Genomic DNA, 20,820 nt, shown 5'->3' with positions numbered 1-20,820 from the left:
CAAATGCTAAAACTTCGTTGTGCTTACCTCAACGACCTCTTGGCCATTTGAGGCTTTTGCAAAACCGGGATGCTCCCAATCAGCGATTTGTAGATAACGGCAAAATCATCACTTCTGGGGGAATTGCAGCGGGAATTGATATGTCTTTGCACGTTGTCGGCCAACTTTTGGGTACAGCACAAGCTGAACAAACAGCAGAGCACATGGAGTATAAAATTGGGAATTGGTAATTGGGCAATGGGCAGGGTTAATTGTAGTATAATTTGTGCGATCGTAGGGGGGGTTTACCAACCATCATGCCTAAAACAAACACTCTCGTAAACCCGCGCCGCTCATACACTACCGGAGGTGATATCAAGCATCTTCGCCCCAAACTCGAAGCTGAACATAAACTAATATCAAAGCTACAGCCATCAGGAAAGTTGCAGCAGCGGCTGCATAGCCAAAATCAAATTGCGAAAAAGCTTGCTCGTAAATATAATAAACTAGCAAATTAGTAGAGTTCAAAGGGCCGCCGCCGGTGATGACGTAAACTTGCTCGAAACTCCGCAGAGTAAAAATAGCAGTAGTAACAGTAGCAAATACTAAAGTCGGTCGCAAACCGGGTAAAGTGATGTACAAAAATTGCTGCCAAGCATTAGCTCCATCCAATTCTGCGGCTTCGTAACGATTTACCGGAATTGCTTGCAATCCTGCTAAAAATACTACCATATTAAAGCCTAATTGTTTCCAAACACTGAGCAGAATTATCACAGGCATTGCCCAAACTGTGCTGCTAAGCCAAGGAATTGGATTTAAGCCGATCGCACTTAGGGCATTATTCACCGGGCCTTCGGTTTGAAACAACCACCGCCAACCCAAGCCAACTGCAACTAAAGAGGTAATCGAAGGAATAAAATAAGCGGTGCGGAGAGCTCCTCGCCAAGCAAACGAGCGATTTAGCAAAACTGCTAAGCCCAATGGAATCACTAAACTGGGAATGACTGTTGCAGTAGTAAAATAGAGCGTATTTTGGAGAATTTGCCAGAAATCCGGGTTGGTGACTAAACGCCAGTAGTTGTTGAAGCCAATCCAACGCACTCCCGACTGGGTAAAGCTGCCGCTGGTAAAGCTGAGGTAAAATAAATAGGCGATCGGCCAAATCAAAAAAGTACCCAGAAACAGCAAAGCTGGGACCAGGAAAGTCCAAGCTGCGATCGCATCATTATCCAACCAGTTAAAACGCCCAAATTTAATCCGAACCATTGGCTTGTAAATTTTAGCTTTTAGTTTTAAATGGTATCACAATATAGGTCAATGTCAAAATGAACCTTCTCGATATATTAGCTCATTTACCCACTATAGAAACTGAAAGGCTCTTGCTCCGAAAAATTACTTTAAACGATGCGAGCGATATGTTTGAGTATGCCTCAAACCCCGAAGTATCACAATACACAATGTGGTCAACTCACACATCGCTCGAAGACACTAAATACTTTCTCAGGTCACTTACTAAGATGTACAAAAGACGAGAGCTTGTAGATTGGGGAATCGTTCATAAAACCGAGAAAAAGTTTATCGGGACTTGCGGATTTGTGGAATGGAGCATGACGCACAGCCGCGCGGAAATTGGCTACGCACTCTCTAGGAGCTATTGGGGCGAAGGATACATGAGCGAGGCTGTCAATGCAGTTATTGAATTCGGTTTTCGGGAGATGTTGCTGAATCGAATTATGGCTCGATGTGAAGTTAACAATATTGCTTCCGCTCGGGTGATGGAAAAAGTGGGGATGCAATTGGAAGGGGTATTGCGACAGCACCTATTTGTGAAAGACAGATATTGGGATCTAAAACTTTATTCGATTCTCAGGGAAGAGTTTTTTGATAATATTGTAGAATAGGAGTGAATCAGTAGATCAGCGACAAAAAATAATATACTTAGGACTTACGCAATATCTCCCTGGAGAGTGCGCCGAAGCACGCCTTACCCTTTACCTGTATAGTAGAATACGAGTGAATAGTTTTTATCTTTATGAGCAAGAATTTCTTGATGGTACAAGCCCCCGGATTTATCCGTGGAATTAATCCAAAATCTAAAATATAAAATCCTCAACCCCCCGAATTTATCCGTGGGCTCAATCCAAAATCTAAAATCTAAAATCTAAAATCGAATGACCGCTAATCCAGTATCTGTTAATTCCAATGCCTGCCTGATTTCTCCTGAGATTGGCAAAAGTTCGATAGATCAGGCCCATCCTCCATTAAAATTAGGAGTTTTAGCATCAGGAAGTGGCAGCAACTTCGAGGTAATTGCCCAAGCCATCCAAAATCAACAACTCAACGCTAAAATCCCAGTATTAATTTACAACAACCCCGAAGCCAAAGCCGCAGCCCGAGCAGAAAAATATGGCATTCCCTCGATTCTGCTCAATCACCGCGACTGCAAAAGTCGCGAAGAATTAGATACAAAAATTGTCAAAAGTTTTCAAGAATATGATGTAGAATGGGTCGTGATGGCGGGTTGGATGCGAATTGTTACCACAGTTTTGTTTGATGCTTTTCCCGATCGCGTTATTAACATTCATCCCAGCTTACTGCCGAGTTTCCCAGGAATTCGCGCCGTCGAGCAAGCACTGGCCGCTAAGGTTAAAATCACCGGATGTACGGTGCATATCGCCCGTTTAGAAGTAGACAGCGGGCCGATTTTAATGCAGGCTGCGGTGCCGGTATTGCCTGATGATACCGCCGAAACGCTGCACGCTCGAATTCAGGTGCAAGAGCACAAGATTATGCTCGGTGCGATCGCACTTATTGCCGAATCTAATCGAAAATATTGTGACTAAAAACCTCACCAGTGCCGCATCTATCCCCGCAGTGCCCGTCAGCGAATCACCCGAAACAGGTCCGCCGCTGACAGACTCGAATCGCCTGAAATTAATTCTCAAAGAAAGGCTCAAAAGGAGCATCGGCCTCAAGGGAGAATTCTATCTGCCTTGCTTGCCATCGATGCTAGACGACTATCTTAAATTACTGTCAGACTTCTTAAACATTCTCGGACAAAACATCGACGCTGCCCAAGCCGAAAACTTGCGAACATTAATCGCCAACGCCTTAGCAGAAGGATTCAAAAATTCCCCCCACGCTAATCTAATAGTCTCATATTTTCCCGCCAATTCCCAAAGCGGTTTAGCCGGCGGCATTACTCTGAATACTAAGATTCAAATCGAATCGATGGCCCAGAAATATCATAGCTGGCCGGATATTCGCCCCGAACCTTTATTCGGCAGCCATCCCGATGCCAAAGTCATCGCCATTGCCGCCGAATTAGGCGAAGCGAGAAAAACACCTATTTTAGATGTGGGTGCGGGCCCAGGGCGCAATAGTTTGCCCTTAGCAAGGTTAGGTCATCCCGTGGATGCGATCGAACTAACACCGATATTTGCTGAGAAACTATCAGCAGCAGCAACCGCCGAAAACTTGCCGATCAATGTCACGCAAGGCGACGTTTTAGACCCATTATTGAGGATGAAAACTTATCGCTACAAATTAGCCATTGCTACCGAAGTTCTCTCTCATTTCCGCTACCCCGAACAAATTCGTCTTTTCCTGGGCAAAATGTCCGATGCTGTTTTAAGCGGCGGGTTTATCTTATTCAGTGCTTTCTTAGCTGTAGATGGGTACGAACCCGATGAGATGGCAAAACAAATGTCTGAATTGTGTTGGTCTTATCTGATTACCAGACAAGAATTGCAAGCAGCAATAGAGGGTTTGCCGTTAGAAATTATTTCTGATGAATCTGTGATTGAATACGAACAGAAACATTTGCCTGACTCTGCGTGGCCGCCGACACCTTGGTTTGTCAGTTGGGCTAGCGGGCGCGATTTATTTTCTGTGAAACAAACACCGCCGTTAGAGTTGCGGTGGATACTTGTTAAACGCTTGTAAGCTGTCGCGCATTTAAATTGTATATTCAGGGCGGGCGAGACGCCCACCCCACAAGACTTTGATTTTTTTTGACAGACAATTTAAAGGCAGAACAGCTTAAAGAGTTTAGTATGGTGCGTCACAAAGTAGTTTATCGATGATTGATAAAATAACGCGGTATAACGCACATCTTGCACCATTCTTAAGAACAGGCAAGAGGCCTGTTCCACAAAGATGGAGTTTTCTTCTTGTGGGGTGGGCATCCTGCCCGCCCGCAAAAGGCTAATTGAGAATGGTGCAACATCTCAGAACTCACGCACCATACGACAATTTTTAGGGATTAAAAATCCAATCCTAAACCTCGGATGCCCGCAATTGTCCGCAGGCTGCATCTGCTTCTAAGCCGCGAGAATACCGCACGCTAACTGCAATTTTCTTTTCCTTCAAAGTCGCAACGAAACTGTTAATTCGATTGGGAGTCGGTCGCTTATATTCAGCTTCCTGAATCGGATTGTAAGGAATCAAATTGACGTGACACTGAAAACCGCGCAAGTGAGTTGCTAACTCGGCTGCGTGTTCCGGCAAGTCATTCACACCTGCTAAAAGTACGTATTCAAAACTCAATCTGCGCCCCGTCGATCGCACATATTCCCGACATTCGGCAATTAACTCACCCAAAGGATAAGGGCGGGCGCTAGGAATTAACTCTTCGCGCAATCTTTGATTGGAAGCATGGAGGCTGACGGCGAGGGTAACTTGCAGTTGATGTTCAGCTAGTTGGGTGATGCGATTGCGAATTCCTACTGTGGAAATGGTGATGTTTCGCTGTCCAATTCCTACGTCTTGATTCAAACACTTGACAGCAGCTACAACATTATCGAAATTCAGCAGGGGTTCGCCCATTCCCATAAATACGATGTGGCTGACTCGGCGGCCGAAATCTTGCTGTACTGTCAAGACTTGATCGACGATTTCGTGTTTTTCTAAATTGCGCTTGAAACCGCCTTTTCCCGTAGCGCAAAAGTCGCAGCCCATCGCGCAGCCAACTTGGGCTGAGACGCAGACAGTAAGCCGTTTATCGGTAGGAATGCCGACTGTTTCAATGATTTGACCGTCTGCCAATTTTAAGAGATACTTTACCGTGGCGTCTGGTGCGACCGATCGATAGTGAATGGTCGATCGCCCGATCGGAATTTTAGCAACAGTCTCGCGCCACTGTTTCGAGAATACAGAAATATCAGAGAGCGATCGCGCACCTTTCTCATAAATCCACTGGTACAACTGCTTTCCCCGATAAGCCGGTTGTCCCTGCTGCTGTACCCATTCCGTTAACTCAGCTAAACTCGCCCCCAGCAAGGGCGGAATTTTACCCGACTCAACAGCCAAAGCAGCAGTCTTGCGAGACTGATTCGCGCCCCTGGGATTACCAGAAGAGTACACCTGAGAAACGGAAGTAGGAGACATAAGTCATCAGAAAATTTAAAGCCACCCTCTATCTTAAAACTTCTCGACCAAAGCTGCCGTTAATCCTCCTGAAGGCACTTATGCAGAAGGCGGAATCTCGATCGCCCCAAATCCCCCTTAATCAGCGAGACTTTAAGAATAATCCGGTTCCCCCCTTTAAAAAGGGGGGTTAGGGGGCTCTTATTGTGGACTCACAAAGAAAACTCAAAACAGAAATCTGCACAATCAAGAATCCAGTTAATTTTTGGCAAAATTCCCCAAATATTGCGTGTAAATGACCGCAGCCACCTAAAATAAACTCTGGAGTTTGTTAAAGGGTGTGCAAATTTGACAGCTTTCCATCACAATTAATGCAACTTTTATGGTGCTAAATATTCTTGCGCTGCCCTTAGCGTTTCAATTTACATCGCCGGGCCCAATTATCTTTCAACTTGGTCCCGTAGCTATTCGCTGGTACGGGCTGTTAATAGCTTCTGCCGTCTTGATTGGGGTCAGTCTCTCCCAATACTTAGCTCAAAAACGCCGCGTCAACCCGGAATTGCTGGGTGATTTGGCAATCTGGCTGGTTCTGGGCGCTATTCCCTGTGCTCGAATTTATTACGTGGCTTTCGAGTGGCAGCAATACGCCCAGAGGCCTGAAGATATTATTGCGATTTGGAAAGGCGGAATTGCCATTCACGGGGCGATTTTGGGTGGCACGATCGCAGCTTTAATTTTTGCGAAAATTCAGCGAGTTTCTTTTTGGCAATTGGCAGATTTAATCGCGCCTTCGGCAATTCTCGGTCAGGCGATCGGACGCTGGGGAAATTTCTTTAACTCCGAAGCTTTTGGCAGTCCTACGGATTTGCCTTGGAAACTCTATATTTCCCCAAACAGCCGCCCGCCCGCCTACGCTAGTTTTGAATACTTCCACCCCACATTTCTCTACGAATCCCTGTGGAATTTGACAGTATTTGGGTTGCTTCTGACTTTATTTTTCCGCGATTTGCAGGGCAAAATTCGCTTGAAAACTGGTGCTTTATTTTTGGTTTATATCGCAGCTTACAGTTCCGGTCGAGTCTGGATTGAAGGGTTGCGGACTGATAGTTTGATGTTCGGGCCGCTGCGGACGGCACAGATGGTAAGCTTGACTGGGATCGTTTTAGGGTTGGGCGGGTTAGCTTGGCTTTATTTGCTTGATCGACCTTTACCCGATGTTGTCTCCCCGAATAGCGATCGGGCAAAGATCACTCCGAAATTGCCAGAGGATCAATAAAAAACCCCAGAGAGGTTAGTCTCTAGGGTTCAAAACCAGGGTGCATCTACCATCCCTTACTTCCAATCAAAATAGGTACATCCGGAAGAGTCCGTAAATTTAGCAAATTTTTTAGCAGCAATGAGTTTGACAGAGATTGAAGCCCTAATTCCAGGGGTATACATTGTAGGTGCAGGTCCGGGAGACCCGGATTTGTTGACTGTTAAGGCTCAAAAATTACTGGCTGCGGCCGATGTCATATTATTTGCTGATTCGCTAGTTCCAGAGCAAATTTTGCAGGGTGTGCGCGCGGATGCTGAAGTGATCCAAACTGCGGATAAGACCCTCGAAGAGATTGTACCTTTGATGGTGGAGCGAGTGCGCGGCGGGAAAAGCGTCGTCCGTCTCCATTCGGGCGATCCCTGTCTCTACGGGGCTGTCGGCGAACAAATGCAAGCTTTGGCCTCCGCGGGAATTGCTTTTGAGGTAATCCCGGGAATTAGCGCTTTCCAACTTGCGGCGGCTAAACTTAAAATTGAGTTGACAGTTCCCGGAGTTGTGCAGACAATTATTTTGACGCGAATTAGCGGCAGAACTGAAGTACCCGAACGCGAAGAATTGGCGAGTTTAGCGGCCCATCAAGCGAGTTTGTGCCTGTATTTGAGCGCCCGCCATGTCGAACAGGCTCAAGCTAAATTGATGGAACATTACCCATCGGATTTGCCTGTAGCGATTTGTTATCGGTTGGGGTGGCCGGATGAAAAAATTGTGCTAGTTCCCCTTGACAAAATGGCCGTTGCTACGCGCGAAAATAATTTGATCAGAACGACAATGTATGTGATTAGTCCGGCGTTGGGAAAATCAGCAGAAGGGCGATCGCGCTTGTACCATCCAGAGCACGATCGGCTTTTCCGAGCATCGAAGGAAGAAGGAAGAAGGAAGAAGGAGCAATTATGAAATAACCAATTACCAATTACCAATTCTCAATTCCCCAGTCTAAAATCTAAAATCTAAAATCTAAAATCCCCATGAAAGATTTAACTCGCCGACAATTTATTACTGTCACCGCATTAAGCGCCGGATTTGCCTTAGCAGTTCATCCTATTGCGGCTGCCGTTATCAATACGGATGCTGCTGGTTTAATAGCAGGTGAGGTAAAAATTCCCGTAAAAGATGGGTCAATTCCCGCCTACAGAGCAATGCCAGCCAGCGGCAGCAATTTTCCAGTAATTTTAGTAATTCAAGAAATCTTCGGAGTTCACGCACACATTCAAGATATTTGCCGCCGTTTGGCCAAATTAGGTTATTTAGCGATCGCCCCAGAAATGTTTGCCCGTCAAGGTGATGTTTCTAAAATCACCGACATTCAAGAAATTAGGAGTAAAGTTGTCTCGAAAGTTCCTGACGCTCAAGCTATGTCGGATTTAGATGCTACCGTAGATTGGGCACAAAAGTCAGCAAAAGGCAATATTAATAAGTTGGGAATTACAGGATTTTGCTGGGGTGGCAGAATGGTTTGGCTGTACTCTTCCCACAACCCGAAAGTCAAAGCAGGAGTGGCTTGGTACGGGCGTGTAGTTGGCAATTCTACGGCTTTAACTCCCAAACACCCGATCGACATTGCAGCAACTTTGAAAGTGCCTGTCTTGGGGCTTTACGGCGGCAAAGACGAGGGAATTCCCAACGATACAGTTGAGAAAATGCAGGAAGTTCTCAAAACAGGCAGCAGTGGTTCGGAAATTGTGCTTTATCCAGATGCGCCGCACGCTTTTAACGCCGACTATCGCCCCAGTTACCGGGAAAAAGAAGCTAAGGATGCTTGGAAACGGATGCAAGATTGGTTTAAAAAGTATGGAGTTTCATAATAGTTGTGAGTTGTTAATTTTCACTTAAAACTGGTGTCAAGTTTGGGATCGAAAAAGGCAATATTAGCGAATAGCCCTTAAGACAGGTGGGTTTGTGGGCCCGACATTGGTAAACTGAGCGGTGTAGAATTATCGATCGAACAGGTAAGCCCGTGCTAGACGAACAAGCTAAAAAGACCATCTTGCGGAAAATCCCTCACGGATTGTACATCTGCGGTGTCAAAGACGGGGAGGAAGTCAACGGTTTCACCGCTAGCTGGGTGATGCAATCTTCCTTTACCCCTCCCTTAGTTGTCAACTGCGTCAAGCAAGACTCCAAATCCCACGCCATGATCAAAGCTAGCGGTGTCTTTGCTTTGAGTTTCCTAGAAGCAGGGCAAAAAGAATTAGCCCAGAAATTCTTCAAGCAGCAGCGCCGCGTTGGCAATAAATTTGAGGATGTAGAATTTTATCCCGGCGCGGAAACTGGTTGTCCGATTATCTCGGATTCTCTGGGTTACGTCGAGTGCAAAGTTGTCGGTGCTGTGGAACACGGGGATCACACGGTTTATGTGGGAGAAGTTCTGGCTGCAGGCGTCCACCGAGAAGGCAATCCGTTGCTGCTAGAAAGCACCGGTTGGAATTACGGCGGCTAAAGACTTGGCAATTGGCAGTTGTTAGTAAAAAAAACTAACACTGAGAAACCCGGTTTCTTTAAAAGTCCGGGTTTCTGAATACTAAACAAATTTTTAAGTTGAATTAGAGCGACCTATTTATTACTTGCGAGAGTTAGGCGACGCATAATTAATAAAAAATCAGTGACCATTCGGTCAGCGTTCTCAGGAGTTAAAATTGGTACGTGGACGAAAATACATTTAGCGGCCATTTGAGAATCGCAAATATGTTTTAAAACCGCATAATACAGGGCTTCACAAACAAATTTTCCGGCTTCGTGACTGATTTCGGTTACAGCTAAATCCGCGACTAGCGGTTCGAGATTAACTCCTGTTTTCAGAATGTCGCTATCGCAACAAGCGCAAGATTCTACGGTTAACTTTTGCCGACTTTCGGCCATGCCGCAGCAGATAATAGTATCGGGTTGGAGTTGGTTGATTTTGGCGATCGCTAAATTAGGTGCTAGCTGAAAATCTACTGGCAGTTTCCTCAAAAAAGTCAGGCAATCAGGCAAAGATTTTATCTGGGAAATTTTGGCTAATAAGTCGTCGGAAGAGTTGGATTGCTGATGGGGAAGCCAAGTATCAAATGAGGTTAGCAGGATTTTCGCCGTCATATTTGTGCAATAATACTGATATTGATAATATAAGGCAAGTAAGTCAATGTCTGTCATTGCAGTAGTGGACTATGACATGGGCAATCTGCACTCGGTCTGTAAAGGCTTGGAAAATGTGGGTGCAGTGCCAAAAATTACAGATTCTCCTGCTATAATCGAGCAGGCTGATGCGGTGGTTTTGCCGGGAGTTGGTTCGTTTGACCCGGCAATGCAGAATTTACGATCGCGCAATTTGATAGAACCGATAAAAAGGGCGATCGCCTCGGGAAAACCTTTTTTAGGCATTTGTTTGGGTTTGCAAATTCTGTTTGAAAGTTCCGAAGAAGGCGTAGAACCGGGATTGGGCGTTATTGCGGGAAAAGTGCGCCGATTTCGATCGGAACCGGGTTTGACAATTCCCCACATGGGATGGAATCAATTGGAATTTACTCAGCAGAATTTGCCGTTGTGGCAAAATTTACCGTCTGATCCTTGGGTTTATTTCGTGCATTCTTATTATGTCGATCCAGTTGATTGGGAAGTGCGATCGGCAATTGTGACTCACGGTAGTCAAAACGTGACGGCGGCTATAGCTAAAGACAATCTGATGGCCGTGCAGTTTCACCCGGAAAAGTCTTCGAGTACGGGATTGCAAATGCTGTCAAATTTTGTCAGTCTGGTGAGGGAAAAAGTACCTGCTTAGGTGGAATTAATCTTGAGAAACCCGGTAGATTGCCGAAACCGGGTTTGACATTTTTAAAAGTCTGATTCCTTCTTCCTTCTTGCCTCTTATTCCTTCTTTTTTCTTCCTTCTTCCTAAATGAGTTTAAGAATCTCTGGGAACCGCCAAATAAAAACCCTGCCGGGACTCGCAACTCGCCCTACACCTTCGCGAGTCAGAGAAGCTTTATTTAATATTTGGCAAGGGACGATCGCAGATTGCAGATGGCTTGACATTTGTACCGGCAGCGGTTCGATGGGTGCAGAAGCTTTGTGTCGTCAAGCAGCGAGTGTCACTGGCATCGAACAGTCGGCGAAAGCTTGTGCGATTATCCGCGAAAACTGGGAGCAAGTAGCAGACTCGTCCCAAACATTCCAAATACTGCGGGGAAACGCGACGGCGAAGTTGGCGGCACTAGCGGGGCAGCAGTTCGATCGCATTTACTTCGATCCGCCCTACGCCAGCGACTTGTACGAACCTGTGTTAAATACGATCGCCAGCCAAGAAATGCTAGCACCAAACGGCGAAATAGCCGTCGAACACAGCCCGGAGCGATCGACACAGCCGATTTCCGGTCTAGAAATTTGCCGCCATAAAATATACGGCAATACAGCATTAACCTTCTACACACGCAGTTACTGATCGGCTAAAACCGCAGCAGCGTCACGCCTGGAGACAGAAAGAAACCGGGTTCCGTGGCGTAGGCGCGCCCTCGGTACTAAAAGTTTTTCCCTTGGATACAATACAAACTTTTCCGATGAAGTTAAGCTTTGTGCGTAGGTTGTTAGAGCAAGTTGCCTCAGCAATTGACGAAATAAATGAAGTTTAGGCTGAAAATAAAGACTTTCAGTTGTAACATGAACCCAAAGTGTGAGTGTGAATATTCCTAAAGGAGTGAATATGGTTCAGACACCTTCGCGCCCTCGTGGCAGCGAGTTTCCGGCGGCTAACTCGGTACAGCCAGTCAAACGCGATACGATTCTGCTGGGAGATAGCCTCCCCCTGCCAAATACAAAACTCTTCGGCACAGACGGCATTCGCGGGAAAGTTGGAGAATTGCTGAATGCACCCCTAGCCCTGCAAGTTGGCTTCTGGGCTGGACAAGTTCTACGGCAACATTCCCCCAACCTGGGGCCTGTTATTTTGGGCCAAGACAGCAGGAATTCCAGCGATATGCTGGCAATGGCATTGTCAGCGGGTTTGACAGCCGCCGGTTTGGAAGTGTGGAATTTGGGCTTGTGCCCAACTCCCTGCGTTGCTTATCTGGCAAGCGTTTCGGATTCTGTCGGCGGAGTGATGATTTCGGCTTCTCACAATCCCCCAGAAGACAACGGCATTAAATTTTTCGGCTCAAACGGCTCCAAGCTGTCGCAGCAGTTGCAGGAACAAATCGAAGCGGGAATCCGGGGTGCAAAGGTTCCGGTTGCTAGCTTGGCTTGGGGACACCACTACCATCGGTCTGAGTTGGTGAAAGATTATGCCACTTCACTCTGTGATTCGCTGCAACAGATGAATTTGGAGGGAATGCGGATAGTTTTGGATTTGGCTTGGGGGGCCGCTGCAGGTTTGGGGCCGGCGGTGTTCGCGCAAATGGGGGCGGAGGTGATCTGTTTGCACGACTCTCCTGATGGATCTCGCATTAATGTTAACTGCGGTTCTACTCATCTCGACAGTTTGCAAGCGGCTGTTTTGGAACACAATGCCGATTTGGGATTTGCTTTTGACGGCGATGCCGATCGAGTTTTGGGTGTTGACAACAAAGGTCGAACGATTGACGGCGATTACATTCTTTATCTGTGGGGCCGGCAGTTGCGCGACTCCGAACAGTTACCGTCCAATTTAATTATTTCTACTGTAATGGCTAACCTCGGCTTCGAGCGAGCTTGGGAAGAATTGGGGGGCAAACTAACTAGAACGAACGTAGGAGATCAGTACGTTCACGCTGAAATGCAGCGCACCGGTGCGATGTTGGGTGGCGAACAATCGGGACACATTCTTTGTCCGCATTACGGTATTAGCGGCGACGGTTTGCTGACAGCTTTGCATATAGCTTCGCTGGTGCGCCAGTCCGGGCAATCTTTGGCACAATTGGTAAGTGGCAGTTTCCAAACTTATCCCCAGTTGTTGCGAAATATTCGGGTGGACGATCGCGAAAAACGCCTGAAATGGCAGGAGTGCGAGGCAATGCAAAAGGCGATCGAACGTGCTACAACAGCAATGGGAGAACAGGGACGGGTTTTGGTTCGCGCTTCTGGCACTGAACCGCTCATGCGAGTTATGGTGGAAGCTGCTAGCGCCGAATTGGCTAATTTCTGGACTGAAAATTTAGTTTTAGCGGTTCAGCAACACATAGCCATCTGATGGAAACGGGGAATTGCTAAAACTTTTTAATTTTGAGTTTTGAGTTTTGAGTTGAAATCCTTTAATTCAAAATTCATAAATCAAAATTTCTAACTATTAATTTCGAGTTTTAATCAACTTCTCCAAAAATAACGAGGGGGGCAGGTATCCTGCCTACCCTTAACTTTATTTTCACTCAATTGTGTGATGATGATTTCTGTTGTGATACCCACCTACAACCGCGAGCAAGCTCTGCGAGAGACATTGGCTGATGCGATTCGGCAAAATTACCCGAATTTTGAAGTGCTGGTAATCGATCAAACTCGCACCCACGAATCGGAAACTCAAGTTTATTTAGAGGAATTGGCAAAGGCTGGCAAGATTCGGTGGTTTCAGGTAGATTGGGCGAGTTTGCCTGGTGCTCGAAATTATGCAGTGCGGCGGGCAGTTGGAGAGATTATTTTATTTATTGATGATGATGTACAATTGCCAGATGGTTTTTTGGCTGCTCACGCTGGCAATTATTTAGAAAAACCCGATGTGGGATGTGTGGCGGGCAGGGTTTTTGACAGAATGAAACTAGATAATTCTGGAGGGGATTTGGCGATCGAATATTTGCCCTCAGAAGCGATGGATGCGGGCATTGCCTGGTATTTTATCGATTTGGTGCATACAGTAAAACCGCAGCAGGTGCTCTCGGCTAGAGGCTGCAATATGTCATTTCGCAGGCAGGTATTTGCCGAATGGGGGCTGAGGTTTGACGAGCGGTTTGCAGGGAGTGCGGTGCGGGAGGAGTCGGATTTTTGTTTGAGATTGCGATCGACTGGCCTGAAAATTTGGTACGATCCCAATGCCTGTTTAGTTCACTTGGGGGAAGAGAGCGGCGGGTGTCACGATGTCAGCACGCGATCGATCGAATATCAAATCACATTTTATCACAATCACTTTCTAATGGGATTGAAAAATTTAACAGCTTTTCAATGCCTGCGATTTTTTGCCAAACTCTTTGACTGCCACGTTTTGGGAAATCCGCCTTGTTATAAAAGCCACTCGCCCATTAAAATTATAACTAGATTTGCTTTTTATATCTTGGGTTTTCTCAGTGCTATAAATACAGTAATTCAATCTCTGTGGAATGATGGACAAATTTACAGCCATCAAGACAACATTAACGCTCACTAATTCCCTATTCCTTCCCCCTTCCCCTAAATGAGAATTCTCGTTGCCAGTCACACCTATATTGTGGACATTAACCGGGAAAAATTTAAGATATTAGCAAGCCTAGAACCCGATATTGAAGTAACAGTTGTAGTGCCGCAGCGTTGGAAACCCGGAGGGGTTCAAAATAAAATTATAGAAACAGAATTTTATCAAAAGGGTTCCTTTAAAGTAATCCCTGTCTCCAACTTTAGTCAAAACAATCAAGGATTGCTAAGCTTTGGTTTTGATTTAATTAAAGTTTTGCAAAACTTTAAACCCCAGATAATCCAAGTTGAACAAGGTTCAAAATCCCTTGCTTGCGCTCAATTAATTTTATTAAATAAACTGCTCAAATTAAAAGCAAAAAATATACTATTTACTTGGTGGAATCTGCCTTATCAATTGAATTGGCCTGTTTCAGTCTTAGAAAATTACAATCTTCAGCACACCGACGGAATTATTGCAGGCAACTTAGATGGAGCTAAAATTTTGCGGCAGCGGGGCTATCAAGGTGCGGTAAAAGTAATGCCACAACTCGGAGTAGATGAAACTTTGTTTCGCCGCACTGGTAAAGACGCTGATTTCTCGCGCAGGTTCGGCATTGAGCCGACCGATTTTGTGGTAGGATTTGTAGGGCGATTTGTCGAAGAAAAAGGACTGTTGACTTTAGCTGAAGCTTTGGCACGGTTGGAAAAAAGCTCTTGGAAGTGGCTGTTAGTAGGACAAGGAAAATTGCGGACGCGCCTCGCAGAAAAATGTATTGAATGGGGAATCAGCGACCGAATAATCTGGGTAGAAAGCGTTTCCCACGAAGAGATTCCCCCCTACATTAACTTAATGAACTGTTTGGTATTGCCCTCGCAAACCAGCTATAAATTCAAAACTTTGACCACTGTGGGTTGGAAAGAACAATTCGGTCACGTTTTAATTGAAGCGATGGCCTGTAAAATTCCGGTTATCGGTTCCGACTGCGGAGAAATTCCCCACGTCATCGGGGATGCGGGGTTAGTATTCCCCGAGGGAAATGCAGGGGTTTTGCGCGAGTGTTTGCAGCAATTGATGGAGCGGCGGCAGTTGGCTGCTGATTTGGGCGATCGCGGTTATCATAGAGCGATGAGCAATTATACCAATCAAGCTTTAGCTGAGCAGTTGTTGGAATTTTACAAAGAATTGTTGTAACTTTTAGCAGTATAATGCAAGTGTTAAATAAAAGCTGTAGTAAATGTCTATTCCTTCCGACCTACGCTCTTTGGTTGACGAACTCTACCAGGTACTACACGAGACCGAACGCCAAGCAACGCAGGGACTTTTTGCACTTAGAAGAGCAATGTCTCTTTTTCCAGAAAATGAAATACTGATGCAATACTTTTCTTCGATCAGTAATTTTCAATTCTGCGTATCAGGTGTTCGCTTACAAGCAGAGCACATTGTGGGCAATGTATTGATGGCTGGTGTGCCCGATGAAGATGTTCAAAAAGCAGGAGATTATTTAGCAGCATTGCTACGTATGGCTCCTGAAGCGAGAATTATGATAGACAAAGTAATTGAGAGATTAGAAGCATTACCATGAAACAATTACCAGATGAAAACCAACTCCTGGAAATCCTTGAAATTGTGAAAGCTGCGGAAGCCAAAGCCAGTGAAATGTATGAATTTTCCAAGACAATGGCTCACAATACCCAAATTACAGCGACAAAGAGAGAGGAAGCTGAACAGCTAGACGGGCAGCCTTTTCCAGATAATTAAATTTGTCATGGGAGATGTTGATATTTTGATTGAAAGAACTATCCCCCATGCGAATTCTCCAAATTATCCCCTCCATTTCCCTCGTCTACGGCGGGCCGAGTCAAATGGTACTAGGACTTTCGGATGCCCTCGCTTCCCGAGGTATTGAACTCACAATTATCACCACAGATTCTAACGGAGATATCGGTCAACATCCCTTAGATGTCCCCTTAAATCAACCAATACAACAAAACGGCTATCAGATTATTTATTTCCGCTGTTCTCCGTGGCGCAGATATAAATTTTCATTCTCGTTATTGCAGTGGTTGAATCAAAATGCGCGACAATTTGACCTGGCCCACATTCACGCTCTTTTCTCACCGGTAACTACCTTTGCTGCCACAATTGCTAGATATCGCCACTTACCGTATATTATCCGTCCCTGCGGTATGCTTGACCCCGCCGATTTGCAGAAAAAAAAGCGTTTAAAACAGATTTATGCAGCAGTTTTAGAACGCCCTAATTTAGCAGGTGCAGCCGCAATTCACTTCACAAGTAAAGAAGAAGCTAAAATCTCAGAAAGATTTGGTTTGGACTGCACAGGCAAGATGCCGCTGCCACGGGATTTGGACTTCCCAGGCAAGATGCCGGGGCCACTGGATCTGGTGATTCCATTGGGGGTGACAGCAGGTTTTTTTCCTAAGAGATTGCGAGAATCTCAAGTGCCAATCATTTTATTTATGTCGCGAATTGAACCTAAAAAAGGGCTTGATTTGCTAATTACAGCATTAGAAAGTATTTTGGCATCGGGAATAAATTTTAAGTTTATTTTAGCCGGTTCAAATCCCCAAGATGCTGGTTATGAAACAAGAATTAAAGTACAAATTCAGAATTCAATCTTAGCACAATACACAACAATAACTGGCTTTGTGAGCGGCGATTTAAAAAGTGAACTGTTGACAAACGCCGACTTATTTGTCTTGCCTTCTTATTACGAAAACTTTGGCATTGCTGTAGCAGAAGCGATGGCCGCGGGTGTACCTGTCGCCATTTCCGATCGCATACATATTGCCGAAGACATACAGCAAGCAGAAGCTGGTTGGGTGGGGCCTTTGGAAGTAGGGGCGATCGCCAACTCAATTAAATCTGCACTTCTGAATCCACAGGAACGCCAACGACGGGGATTTAACGGCAAAGAGTATGCCAAAAAGCATTATAACTGGGAGGCGATCGCCCAGCAAACCATCGATGCTTACCAGCAGATTTTGTCGTCTACTAACTAATGCCACAGCGGTTTACCTTCTGCTTCTTCGCCTGCTGCGAGTTATTGTGCCACTGCTATCAGAATTTGCAGGTGAGATTTTTTCAACGCTGCTATTGCTTTTAATATTAGTAGAGTCAGAGTTTGAGGCATCAATGACCGATTTTCTTCTAATTATAATCGGAACATTCAGAGATCGACCGCAAGGTCGGCCGAAGGAGTCTATCTTCCTTCGATAATCGCAGATTGCAGCCTCTGCAATCGGTTCGTGACAATCTTTAATAAAGCTTTGTGCTAATTGGTAATTCTTGCCGTCTCCCTGCTTTGAAAAAAGTTCTCCAGCTTGATTAAAATCTGCTACTGCTTGCGATTTGGTTCCCAACATACAGCGAATAGCACCTCGTTCCAAATAAGCCAAACCATAATTAGGATTAACGCGAATAGCTTGTTCGTAATCCCCGATCGCCTTTTGCTTGTTTCCCAATTCATAGTATGCTTGACCGCGACCGAAATAAGCTTCTGCCAAGTTAGGATTAAATTGTAGCGCTCGATCGTAATTGTAAATTGCCTGCTGCTTGTTTCCCTGTTGGCCAGTAGCAATCCCCAATCCGAGGTAAGCTTGAGGTATGTTCGGATTCAGCGCTAAAGCCTGAGTAAAATTTGCGATCGCCCCCGGAACATCTCCCTTTTGAACTTTCAAAGAACCTTGGTTGCTGAAATTTGCAGCTTTTTGAGCGATCGCAACTCTTTGACTGATAACAGCGCGATTGGCCCGGTAATTAGATAACTTATTTTGAGCTAGATTATAAACAGGTGTACGTGAATCGATCGCTTCTAAAAGTGCGATCGCCTGTTGCCATTTGCTTTGCGACTGATGCCAAACTTCCATCGGATGAGGCGGTTTTTGCACAACCACAGCAGCTTCCATTGCCAATTGTTGAGCTTTTTCTAGACTTTCTGCAGCCTGTAAATTTTGCGCTACTGGAACCAAACTCGGGCGCAGTTTCAGCAAATCAGCTCTAGCTTGTTGATACCCAAAGCCAGGGAAGTTAGGAATTTTCTCTAAATTGGCGATCGTTTCTTTAAGTCGTTTATCGAAACTTCTGAGCCAATTGACATCCGTGACTTTCTCTGCATTCTGCGTTTCAACGACCAGTATTTGCGCTTGCTTCAGCGTTTCATTTCCCGATCGCATAAAGGCGCTCATCCCTGCACCTGTCCCTAACATCAAAACCCCTAAACTTGCTAATAAAGCTGCGGGTATTTTGCGGCTTCGCGAGTTATTAACTTGATTGTTAATTCGTGATGGCTGTACCCTTCGAGTCTGACGAGGTTGTTCCGCTTCGGCTTCGGGTTCTACCTCCAACTCCCAAGCCGGCAACTGCAAATCATCTGCTGCTTTTCCTGCTGCCAACTCCCTACTACTGGGAGCAATATTATTGCTATTTCCGCTTTTATACTTGTCAACCAGACTCTGCAATCCTGCTTGATATCCTTCTCCTACTGCCTGAAATCTCCAGTCTCCATTCTTTCTATACAAACGACCAAATTCTACAGCAGTCTCTCGGGAAAAGTTCTCTTTTAATTCATAGCGAACCAGTTCGCTTCCCGTATCCAAATTGGTAAGTTTGATAAAAGCATTTTTGATATTGCTAAAACTTGCTTTAATTTTATCTGCTTCGTGAATAGTGATCGCAAAAGTTATTTCCTCAATTTCAGCATTAATTTTCTCTAAAATAACGCCGTAAATACTCTTATTTTCTTGACCTCGGTTGTTTTTGTCAGGAATCGATTGCAGTAGCGAACCGTCACAGGATTGCAGATTATTGTAAAAAATAAAATATTTATCGTTAGGTAGTTTGCCGTCAGCACCTAGCATAAAGGCAGAGACATCAATCTCGTAGCTTTGTCCGGTCTCTGTCACTTGCCAACCCAAGGCGATCACGATTTTTTTCAAACCGGGCGCTTCTTTAGAAAATTTAAATCTCTCACCCTTACTTAATTGCATTGCCATCTGCTTATTGGTTAAACATCAAACTTTATAGTGTTCATGTTAATATTAAGTCCCCGGATACTTTTCGCTATTCAATAAAACTTAATATTTTGCTTTTAATAGCGGGCTTGATTAAAAATATGTGCTGCCTGTATCTGAAATTTACTGAGATTTACTTAAGTACAATTACGTAATTTAAAACCTGGCTTTCTCCCAAACCGGTTTCTACAATTGAACTTAATTTGACTTTACTTTTGAGCATTTTCAGAACTAGGTAACAAGGTAACAAATTTACCAAAAGCTCCAGACGAGACTGTTCCGCTTCCGGTTCTGACTCCACCTCCAACTCCCCAGCCCACAACTGCCAATCATCTGCTGTTCCCGTTGCCAACTCGTGAGTAATGCGAGCAATTTTATTATTATTTTAGCTGCAATACTTATCAACAAAACTCTGCAATCCTGCCTGATATCCTGCTCCTACCGCTTGAAATCTCCACTCTCCATTCTTTCTATACAAGCGACCAAATTCTACAGCAGTCTCTCGCGAAAAAATCTCTTTTAATTCATAACGAACAAGTTCCTTTTCTGTATCCAAATTGTAAATTTTGATAAAAGCATTTTTTATATTGGTAAAATTTGCATTAATTTTTTCTGCTTCGTGAATAGTGACAACAAAAGTTATTTCCTCAATTTCAGGATTAACTCTTTTCAAGATAACGCCGTAAATCGTTTTATTCTCTTGACTTCGGTTGTTTTTATCCCGAATCAATTGCAGTACCGAACTGTCACCGGATTGCAGATTATTGTAAAAGATAAAATATTTATCGTTAGGTATTTTGCCGTCAGCACCTAGCATAAAGGCAGAGACATCAATCTCGTAGCTTTGTCCTGCCTCTGTCACCTGCCAACCGAGGGCGATCGCGATTTTTTTCAAACCGGGCGCTTCTTTAGAGATATTAAATCTCTCACCCTTACTTAATTGCATTCCCATCTGCTTATTTGTTAAACATCAAACTTTATAGCGTTTATGTTAATATTAAGTGGGACAATAACTTTTCTTCTTTAAGAAAACTTAATATTTTGTCTCTGTTAGCGGGTCTCATTAAAAATAGGTGCTACCGCTCTCCGAATTTATTGAGATTTACTGAGAGAATTACGTAAGCAAAAACCGGGATTTCTACAAAACCCGGTTTCAACAATTGAACTTAATTTGACTCTAATTTTGAGCATTTTCAGAACTAGGTGGCAGCGTCACAAAATTACCAAAAGCTCCAACCGTTTGATAGCTTTTTTTACCTAATTCAGTTGTGTAAATACTGACCACACCTAAATTTTGACGCTGCGTTGTATTGTCGAGCAAGCTTTCGATCGTGCCCCGCTGCGAAGTCAGCAAATTCTTGCAACTGCCGATCAAAGTATCTGTAATGCCGCCCAAAGCTTTCGGAACGCGAGAATCTTTGCACACAGTGCTTTCCAACTCGGTTTGGAGTACGCCGGAAGCATAAGTTAGGTATTGGTCTCTCCCAGGATTTGTAAATGCCATGCCGGCGGCTAGAAGAGTCAGAGCCATCGCGATTTTTCCCACATTGCCGAAAAAATTAGAAGTTGGCTTGTTAGTATTCATTGCGTTATCAATATTCATTTTTTTTAGCCCCGTTGATTTATAAGCTTCTCTTGATTTAAACTACACCTCCTCAGAAACAGATTTCCGAAAGGAGGGGACAGTTTTTAGATTGGAGGCCAGTTGCGAGTAAGTCTCTCACTGGTTTACCTTCCTTTTACGTTTCCCCCTCCCTCAAATCCGGTAAATCTTCAACAAAACATTTAGCTGGTTCCCAGGCACAGCCTGGAAACGAGGAATTTAA

22 protein-coding genes and 1 pseudogene are annotated in these 20,820 nt (G+C 44.7%); 16 read left to right on the top strand and 7 right to left on the bottom strand.

The annotated features are described in order from the left end of the window. Positions 1-230 (top strand): annotated as a pseudogene (locus tag QUB33_RS06725) (hypothetical protein); the annotation flags it as partial. Between the two features lie 124 nt (positions 231-354). Here the strand turns inward: QUB33_RS06725 and QUB33_RS06720 are convergent. Then, on the bottom strand, positions 355-1,245 hold the full coding sequence (locus QUB33_RS06720; protein ID WP_333348791.1) for a sugar ABC transporter permease: 891 nt from the start codon (positions 1,243-1,245) through the stop codon (positions 355-357). 59 nt (positions 1,246-1,304) lie between these two features. Between QUB33_RS06720 and QUB33_RS06715 the strand changes: the two genes are divergently transcribed. The 3 genes from QUB33_RS06715 to QUB33_RS06705 all read left to right on the top strand — a co-directional run bounded on the left by QUB33_RS06715 (position 1,305) and on the right by QUB33_RS06705 (position 3,924). Then, positions 1,305-1,880, top strand: coding sequence for a GNAT family protein (locus tag QUB33_RS06715; RefSeq protein ID WP_333348789.1), 576 nt, complete (start codon positions 1,305-1,307; stop codon positions 1,878-1,880). Between the two features lie 270 nt (positions 1,881-2,150). Continuing rightward, on the top strand, positions 2,151-2,822 hold the full coding sequence (gene purN, locus QUB33_RS06710) for a phosphoribosylglycinamide formyltransferase (protein WP_333348787.1): 672 nt from the start codon (positions 2,151-2,153) through the stop codon (positions 2,820-2,822). Next, positions 2,815-3,924, top strand: coding sequence for a class I SAM-dependent methyltransferase (locus QUB33_RS06705; RefSeq protein WP_333348785.1), 1,110 nt, complete (start codon positions 2,815-2,817; stop codon positions 3,922-3,924). The genes purN and QUB33_RS06705 overlap by 8 nt, the downstream gene beginning before the upstream one ends. A gap of 333 nt (positions 3,925-4,257) precedes the next feature. Here the strand turns inward: QUB33_RS06705 and rlmN are convergent, their stop codons facing one another. Beyond that, entirely contained in the window at positions 4,258-5,367 is a 1,110-nt protein-coding gene (gene rlmN / locus QUB33_RS06700; protein ID WP_333348783.1) for a 23S rRNA (adenine(2503)-C(2))-methyltransferase RlmN, read from the bottom strand. Positions 5,368-5,728: 361 nt separating this feature from the next. On the opposite strand from rlmN, the gene lgt reads away from it, so the two are divergent. The 4 genes from lgt to QUB33_RS06680 all read left to right on the top strand — a co-directional run bounded on the left by lgt (position 5,729) and on the right by QUB33_RS06680 (position 9,101). Further along, positions 5,729-6,622, top strand: a complete 894-nt coding sequence (lgt, locus tag QUB33_RS06695) for a prolipoprotein diacylglyceryl transferase (RefSeq protein ID WP_333348781.1) — start codon at positions 5,729-5,731, stop codon at positions 6,620-6,622. 120 nt (positions 6,623-6,742) lie between these two features. After that, positions 6,743-7,558: a precorrin-4 C(11)-methyltransferase gene (cobM, locus tag QUB33_RS06690; RefSeq protein WP_333348779.1), complete on the top strand. Its 816-nt coding sequence runs from the start codon at positions 6,743-6,745 to the stop codon at positions 7,556-7,558. 71 nt (positions 7,559-7,629) lie between these two features. Further along, positions 7,630-8,466 carry a dienelactone hydrolase family protein gene (locus QUB33_RS06685; RefSeq protein WP_333348777.1) on the top strand — a complete coding sequence of 279 codons (837 nt, stop codon included), beginning with the start codon at positions 7,630-7,632 and terminating at the stop codon, positions 8,464-8,466. 152 nt (positions 8,467-8,618) lie between these two features. After that, entirely contained in the window at positions 8,619-9,101 is a 483-nt protein-coding gene (locus tag QUB33_RS06680; protein ID WP_333348775.1) for a flavin reductase family protein, read from the top strand. Between the two features lie 113 nt (positions 9,102-9,214). Here the strand turns inward: QUB33_RS06680 and QUB33_RS06675 are convergent, their stop codons facing one another. Then, the gene (locus QUB33_RS06675; RefSeq protein ID WP_445299508.1) at positions 9,215-9,793 is read right to left on the bottom strand and encodes a pyroglutamyl-peptidase I family protein; all 579 of its coding nucleotides are present in this window, start codon (positions 9,791-9,793) and stop codon (positions 9,215-9,217) included. Between QUB33_RS06675 and hisH the strand changes: the two genes are divergently transcribed. The 8 genes from hisH (at position 9,783) to hpsP (ending at position 16,984) form a co-directional block, all read left to right on the top strand. Then, positions 9,783-10,418 (top strand): imidazole glycerol phosphate synthase subunit HisH, encoded by a 636-nt coding sequence (gene hisH / locus QUB33_RS06670; RefSeq protein ID WP_333348773.1) that lies wholly within the window; start codon positions 9,783-9,785, stop codon positions 10,416-10,418. The two genes, QUB33_RS06675 and hisH, sit on opposite strands and share 11 nt — an antisense overlap. Before the next feature lie 117 nt (positions 10,419-10,535). Beyond that, complete coding sequence (rsmD, locus tag QUB33_RS06665; protein WP_333348770.1) at positions 10,536-11,078, top strand: 16S rRNA (guanine(966)-N(2))-methyltransferase RsmD; 543 nt, start codon at positions 10,536-10,538, stop codon at positions 11,076-11,078. A gap of 258 nt (positions 11,079-11,336) precedes the next feature. Continuing rightward, positions 11,337-12,797 carry a phosphoglucosamine mutase gene (glmM, locus tag QUB33_RS06660; protein WP_333348768.1) on the top strand — a complete coding sequence of 487 codons (1,461 nt, stop codon included), beginning with the start codon at positions 11,337-11,339 and terminating at the stop codon, positions 12,795-12,797. 186 nt (positions 12,798-12,983) lie between these two features. After that, the gene (gene hpsN, locus QUB33_RS06655) at positions 12,984-13,958 is read left to right on the top strand and encodes a hormogonium polysaccharide biosynthesis glycosyltransferase HpsN (protein WP_333348766.1); all 975 of its coding nucleotides are present in this window, start codon (positions 12,984-12,986) and stop codon (positions 13,956-13,958) included. Positions 13,959-13,985: 27 nt separating this feature from the next. After that, positions 13,986-15,155: a hormogonium polysaccharide biosynthesis glycosyltransferase HpsO gene (gene hpsO / locus QUB33_RS06650; RefSeq protein ID WP_333348763.1), complete on the top strand. Its 1,170-nt coding sequence runs from the start codon at positions 13,986-13,988 to the stop codon at positions 15,153-15,155. Positions 15,156-15,198: 43 nt separating this feature from the next. Beyond that, the gene (locus QUB33_RS06645; RefSeq protein ID WP_333348761.1) at positions 15,199-15,546 is read left to right on the top strand and encodes a hypothetical protein; all 348 of its coding nucleotides are present in this window, start codon (positions 15,199-15,201) and stop codon (positions 15,544-15,546) included. Next, positions 15,543-15,722, top strand: coding sequence for a hypothetical protein (locus QUB33_RS06640; protein ID WP_333348759.1), 180 nt, complete (start codon positions 15,543-15,545; stop codon positions 15,720-15,722). Before QUB33_RS06645 ends, QUB33_RS06640 begins: the two co-directional genes overlap by 4 nt. Positions 15,723-15,769: 47 nt before the next feature. After that, positions 15,770-16,984: a hormogonium polysaccharide biosynthesis glycosyltransferase HpsP gene (hpsP, locus tag QUB33_RS06635; RefSeq protein WP_333348757.1), complete on the top strand. Its 1,215-nt coding sequence runs from the start codon at positions 15,770-15,772 to the stop codon at positions 16,982-16,984. A gap of 12 nt (positions 16,985-16,996) precedes the next feature. On the opposite strand, the gene QUB33_RS06630 is transcribed toward hpsP, so the two are convergent. From QUB33_RS06630 to QUB33_RS06615, 4 genes are all read right to left on the bottom strand, one after another. Beyond that, positions 16,997-18,970, bottom strand: a complete 1,974-nt coding sequence (locus tag QUB33_RS06630; protein ID WP_333348755.1) for a TerD family protein — start codon at positions 18,968-18,970, stop codon at positions 16,997-16,999. A 157-nt stretch (positions 18,971-19,127) separates the two neighbouring features. Beyond that, positions 19,128-19,346, bottom strand: a complete 219-nt coding sequence (locus tag QUB33_RS06625) for a hypothetical protein (RefSeq protein ID WP_333348753.1) — start codon at positions 19,344-19,346, stop codon at positions 19,128-19,130. A gap of 33 nt (positions 19,347-19,379) precedes the next feature. Beyond that, entirely contained in the window at positions 19,380-19,946 is a 567-nt protein-coding gene (locus QUB33_RS06620) for a TerD family protein (RefSeq protein ID WP_445299507.1), read from the bottom strand. Positions 19,947-20,171: 225 nt separating this feature from the next. Next, positions 20,172-20,597, bottom strand: coding sequence for a DUF4359 domain-containing protein (locus tag QUB33_RS06615; RefSeq protein ID WP_333348749.1), 426 nt, complete (start codon positions 20,595-20,597; stop codon positions 20,172-20,174). Between the last annotated feature and the right edge of the window lie 223 nt (positions 20,598-20,820).

Source organism: Microcoleus sp. B3-A4 (assembly GCF_036705385.1).
GTDB lineage: Bacteria > Cyanobacteriota > Cyanobacteriia > Cyanobacteriales > Microcoleaceae > Microcoleus.
Note: the sequence above shows the minus strand (reverse complement) of the source record. Positions and strands in the feature narration are given on the sequence as shown.

What these genes read in the sequence shown, in the direction of transcription:
- QUB33_RS06620 (WP_445299507.1), bottom strand. Translation starts at nt 19,946, where the DNA reads ATGGGAATGCAATTAAGTAAGGGTGAGAGATTTAATATCTCTAAAGAA.
- glmM (WP_333348768.1), top strand. Translation starts at nt 11,337, where the DNA reads ATGGTTCAGACACCTTCGCGCCCTCGTGGCAGCGAGTTTCCGGCGGCT.
- hpsP (WP_333348757.1), top strand. Translation starts at nt 15,770, where the DNA reads ATGCGAATTCTCCAAATTATCCCCTCCATTTCCCTCGTCTACGGCGGG.
- QUB33_RS06675 (WP_445299508.1), bottom strand. Translation starts at nt 9,793, where the DNA reads ATGACAGACATTGACTTACTTGCCTTATATTATCAATATCAGTATTAT.
- rsmD (WP_333348770.1), top strand. Translation starts at nt 10,536, where the DNA reads ATGAGTTTAAGAATCTCTGGGAACCGCCAAATAAAAACCCTGCCGGGA.
- QUB33_RS06720 (WP_333348791.1), bottom strand. Translation starts at nt 1,245, where the DNA reads ATGGTTCGGATTAAATTTGGGCGTTTTAACTGGTTGGATAATGATGCG.
- QUB33_RS06645 (WP_333348761.1), top strand. Translation starts at nt 15,199, where the DNA reads ATGTCTATTCCTTCCGACCTACGCTCTTTGGTTGACGAACTCTACCAG.
- QUB33_RS06630 (WP_333348755.1), bottom strand. Translation starts at nt 18,970, where the DNA reads ATGCAATTAAGTAAGGGTGAGAGATTTAAATTTTCTAAAGAAGCGCCC.
- hisH (WP_333348773.1), top strand. Translation starts at nt 9,783, where the DNA reads ATGTCTGTCATTGCAGTAGTGGACTATGACATGGGCAATCTGCACTCG.
- purN (WP_333348787.1), top strand. Translation starts at nt 2,151, where the DNA reads ATGACCGCTAATCCAGTATCTGTTAATTCCAATGCCTGCCTGATTTCT.
- lgt (WP_333348781.1), top strand. Translation starts at nt 5,729, where the DNA reads ATGGTGCTAAATATTCTTGCGCTGCCCTTAGCGTTTCAATTTACATCG.
- rlmN (WP_333348783.1), bottom strand. Translation starts at nt 5,367, where the DNA reads ATGTCTCCTACTTCCGTTTCTCAGGTGTACTCTTCTGGTAATCCCAGG.
- cobM (WP_333348779.1), top strand. Translation starts at nt 6,743, where the DNA reads ATGAGTTTGACAGAGATTGAAGCCCTAATTCCAGGGGTATACATTGTA.
- QUB33_RS06685 (WP_333348777.1), top strand. Translation starts at nt 7,630, where the DNA reads ATGAAAGATTTAACTCGCCGACAATTTATTACTGTCACCGCATTAAGC.
- hpsO (WP_333348763.1), top strand. Translation starts at nt 13,986, where the DNA reads ATGAGAATTCTCGTTGCCAGTCACACCTATATTGTGGACATTAACCGG.
- QUB33_RS06715 (WP_333348789.1), top strand. Translation starts at nt 1,305, where the DNA reads ATGAACCTTCTCGATATATTAGCTCATTTACCCACTATAGAAACTGAA.
- QUB33_RS06640 (WP_333348759.1), top strand. Translation starts at nt 15,543, where the DNA reads ATGAAACAATTACCAGATGAAAACCAACTCCTGGAAATCCTTGAAATT.
- QUB33_RS06615 (WP_333348749.1), bottom strand. Translation starts at nt 20,597, where the DNA reads ATGAATATTGATAACGCAATGAATACTAACAAGCCAACTTCTAATTTT.
- hpsN (WP_333348766.1), top strand. Translation starts at nt 12,984, where the DNA reads ATGATGATTTCTGTTGTGATACCCACCTACAACCGCGAGCAAGCTCTG.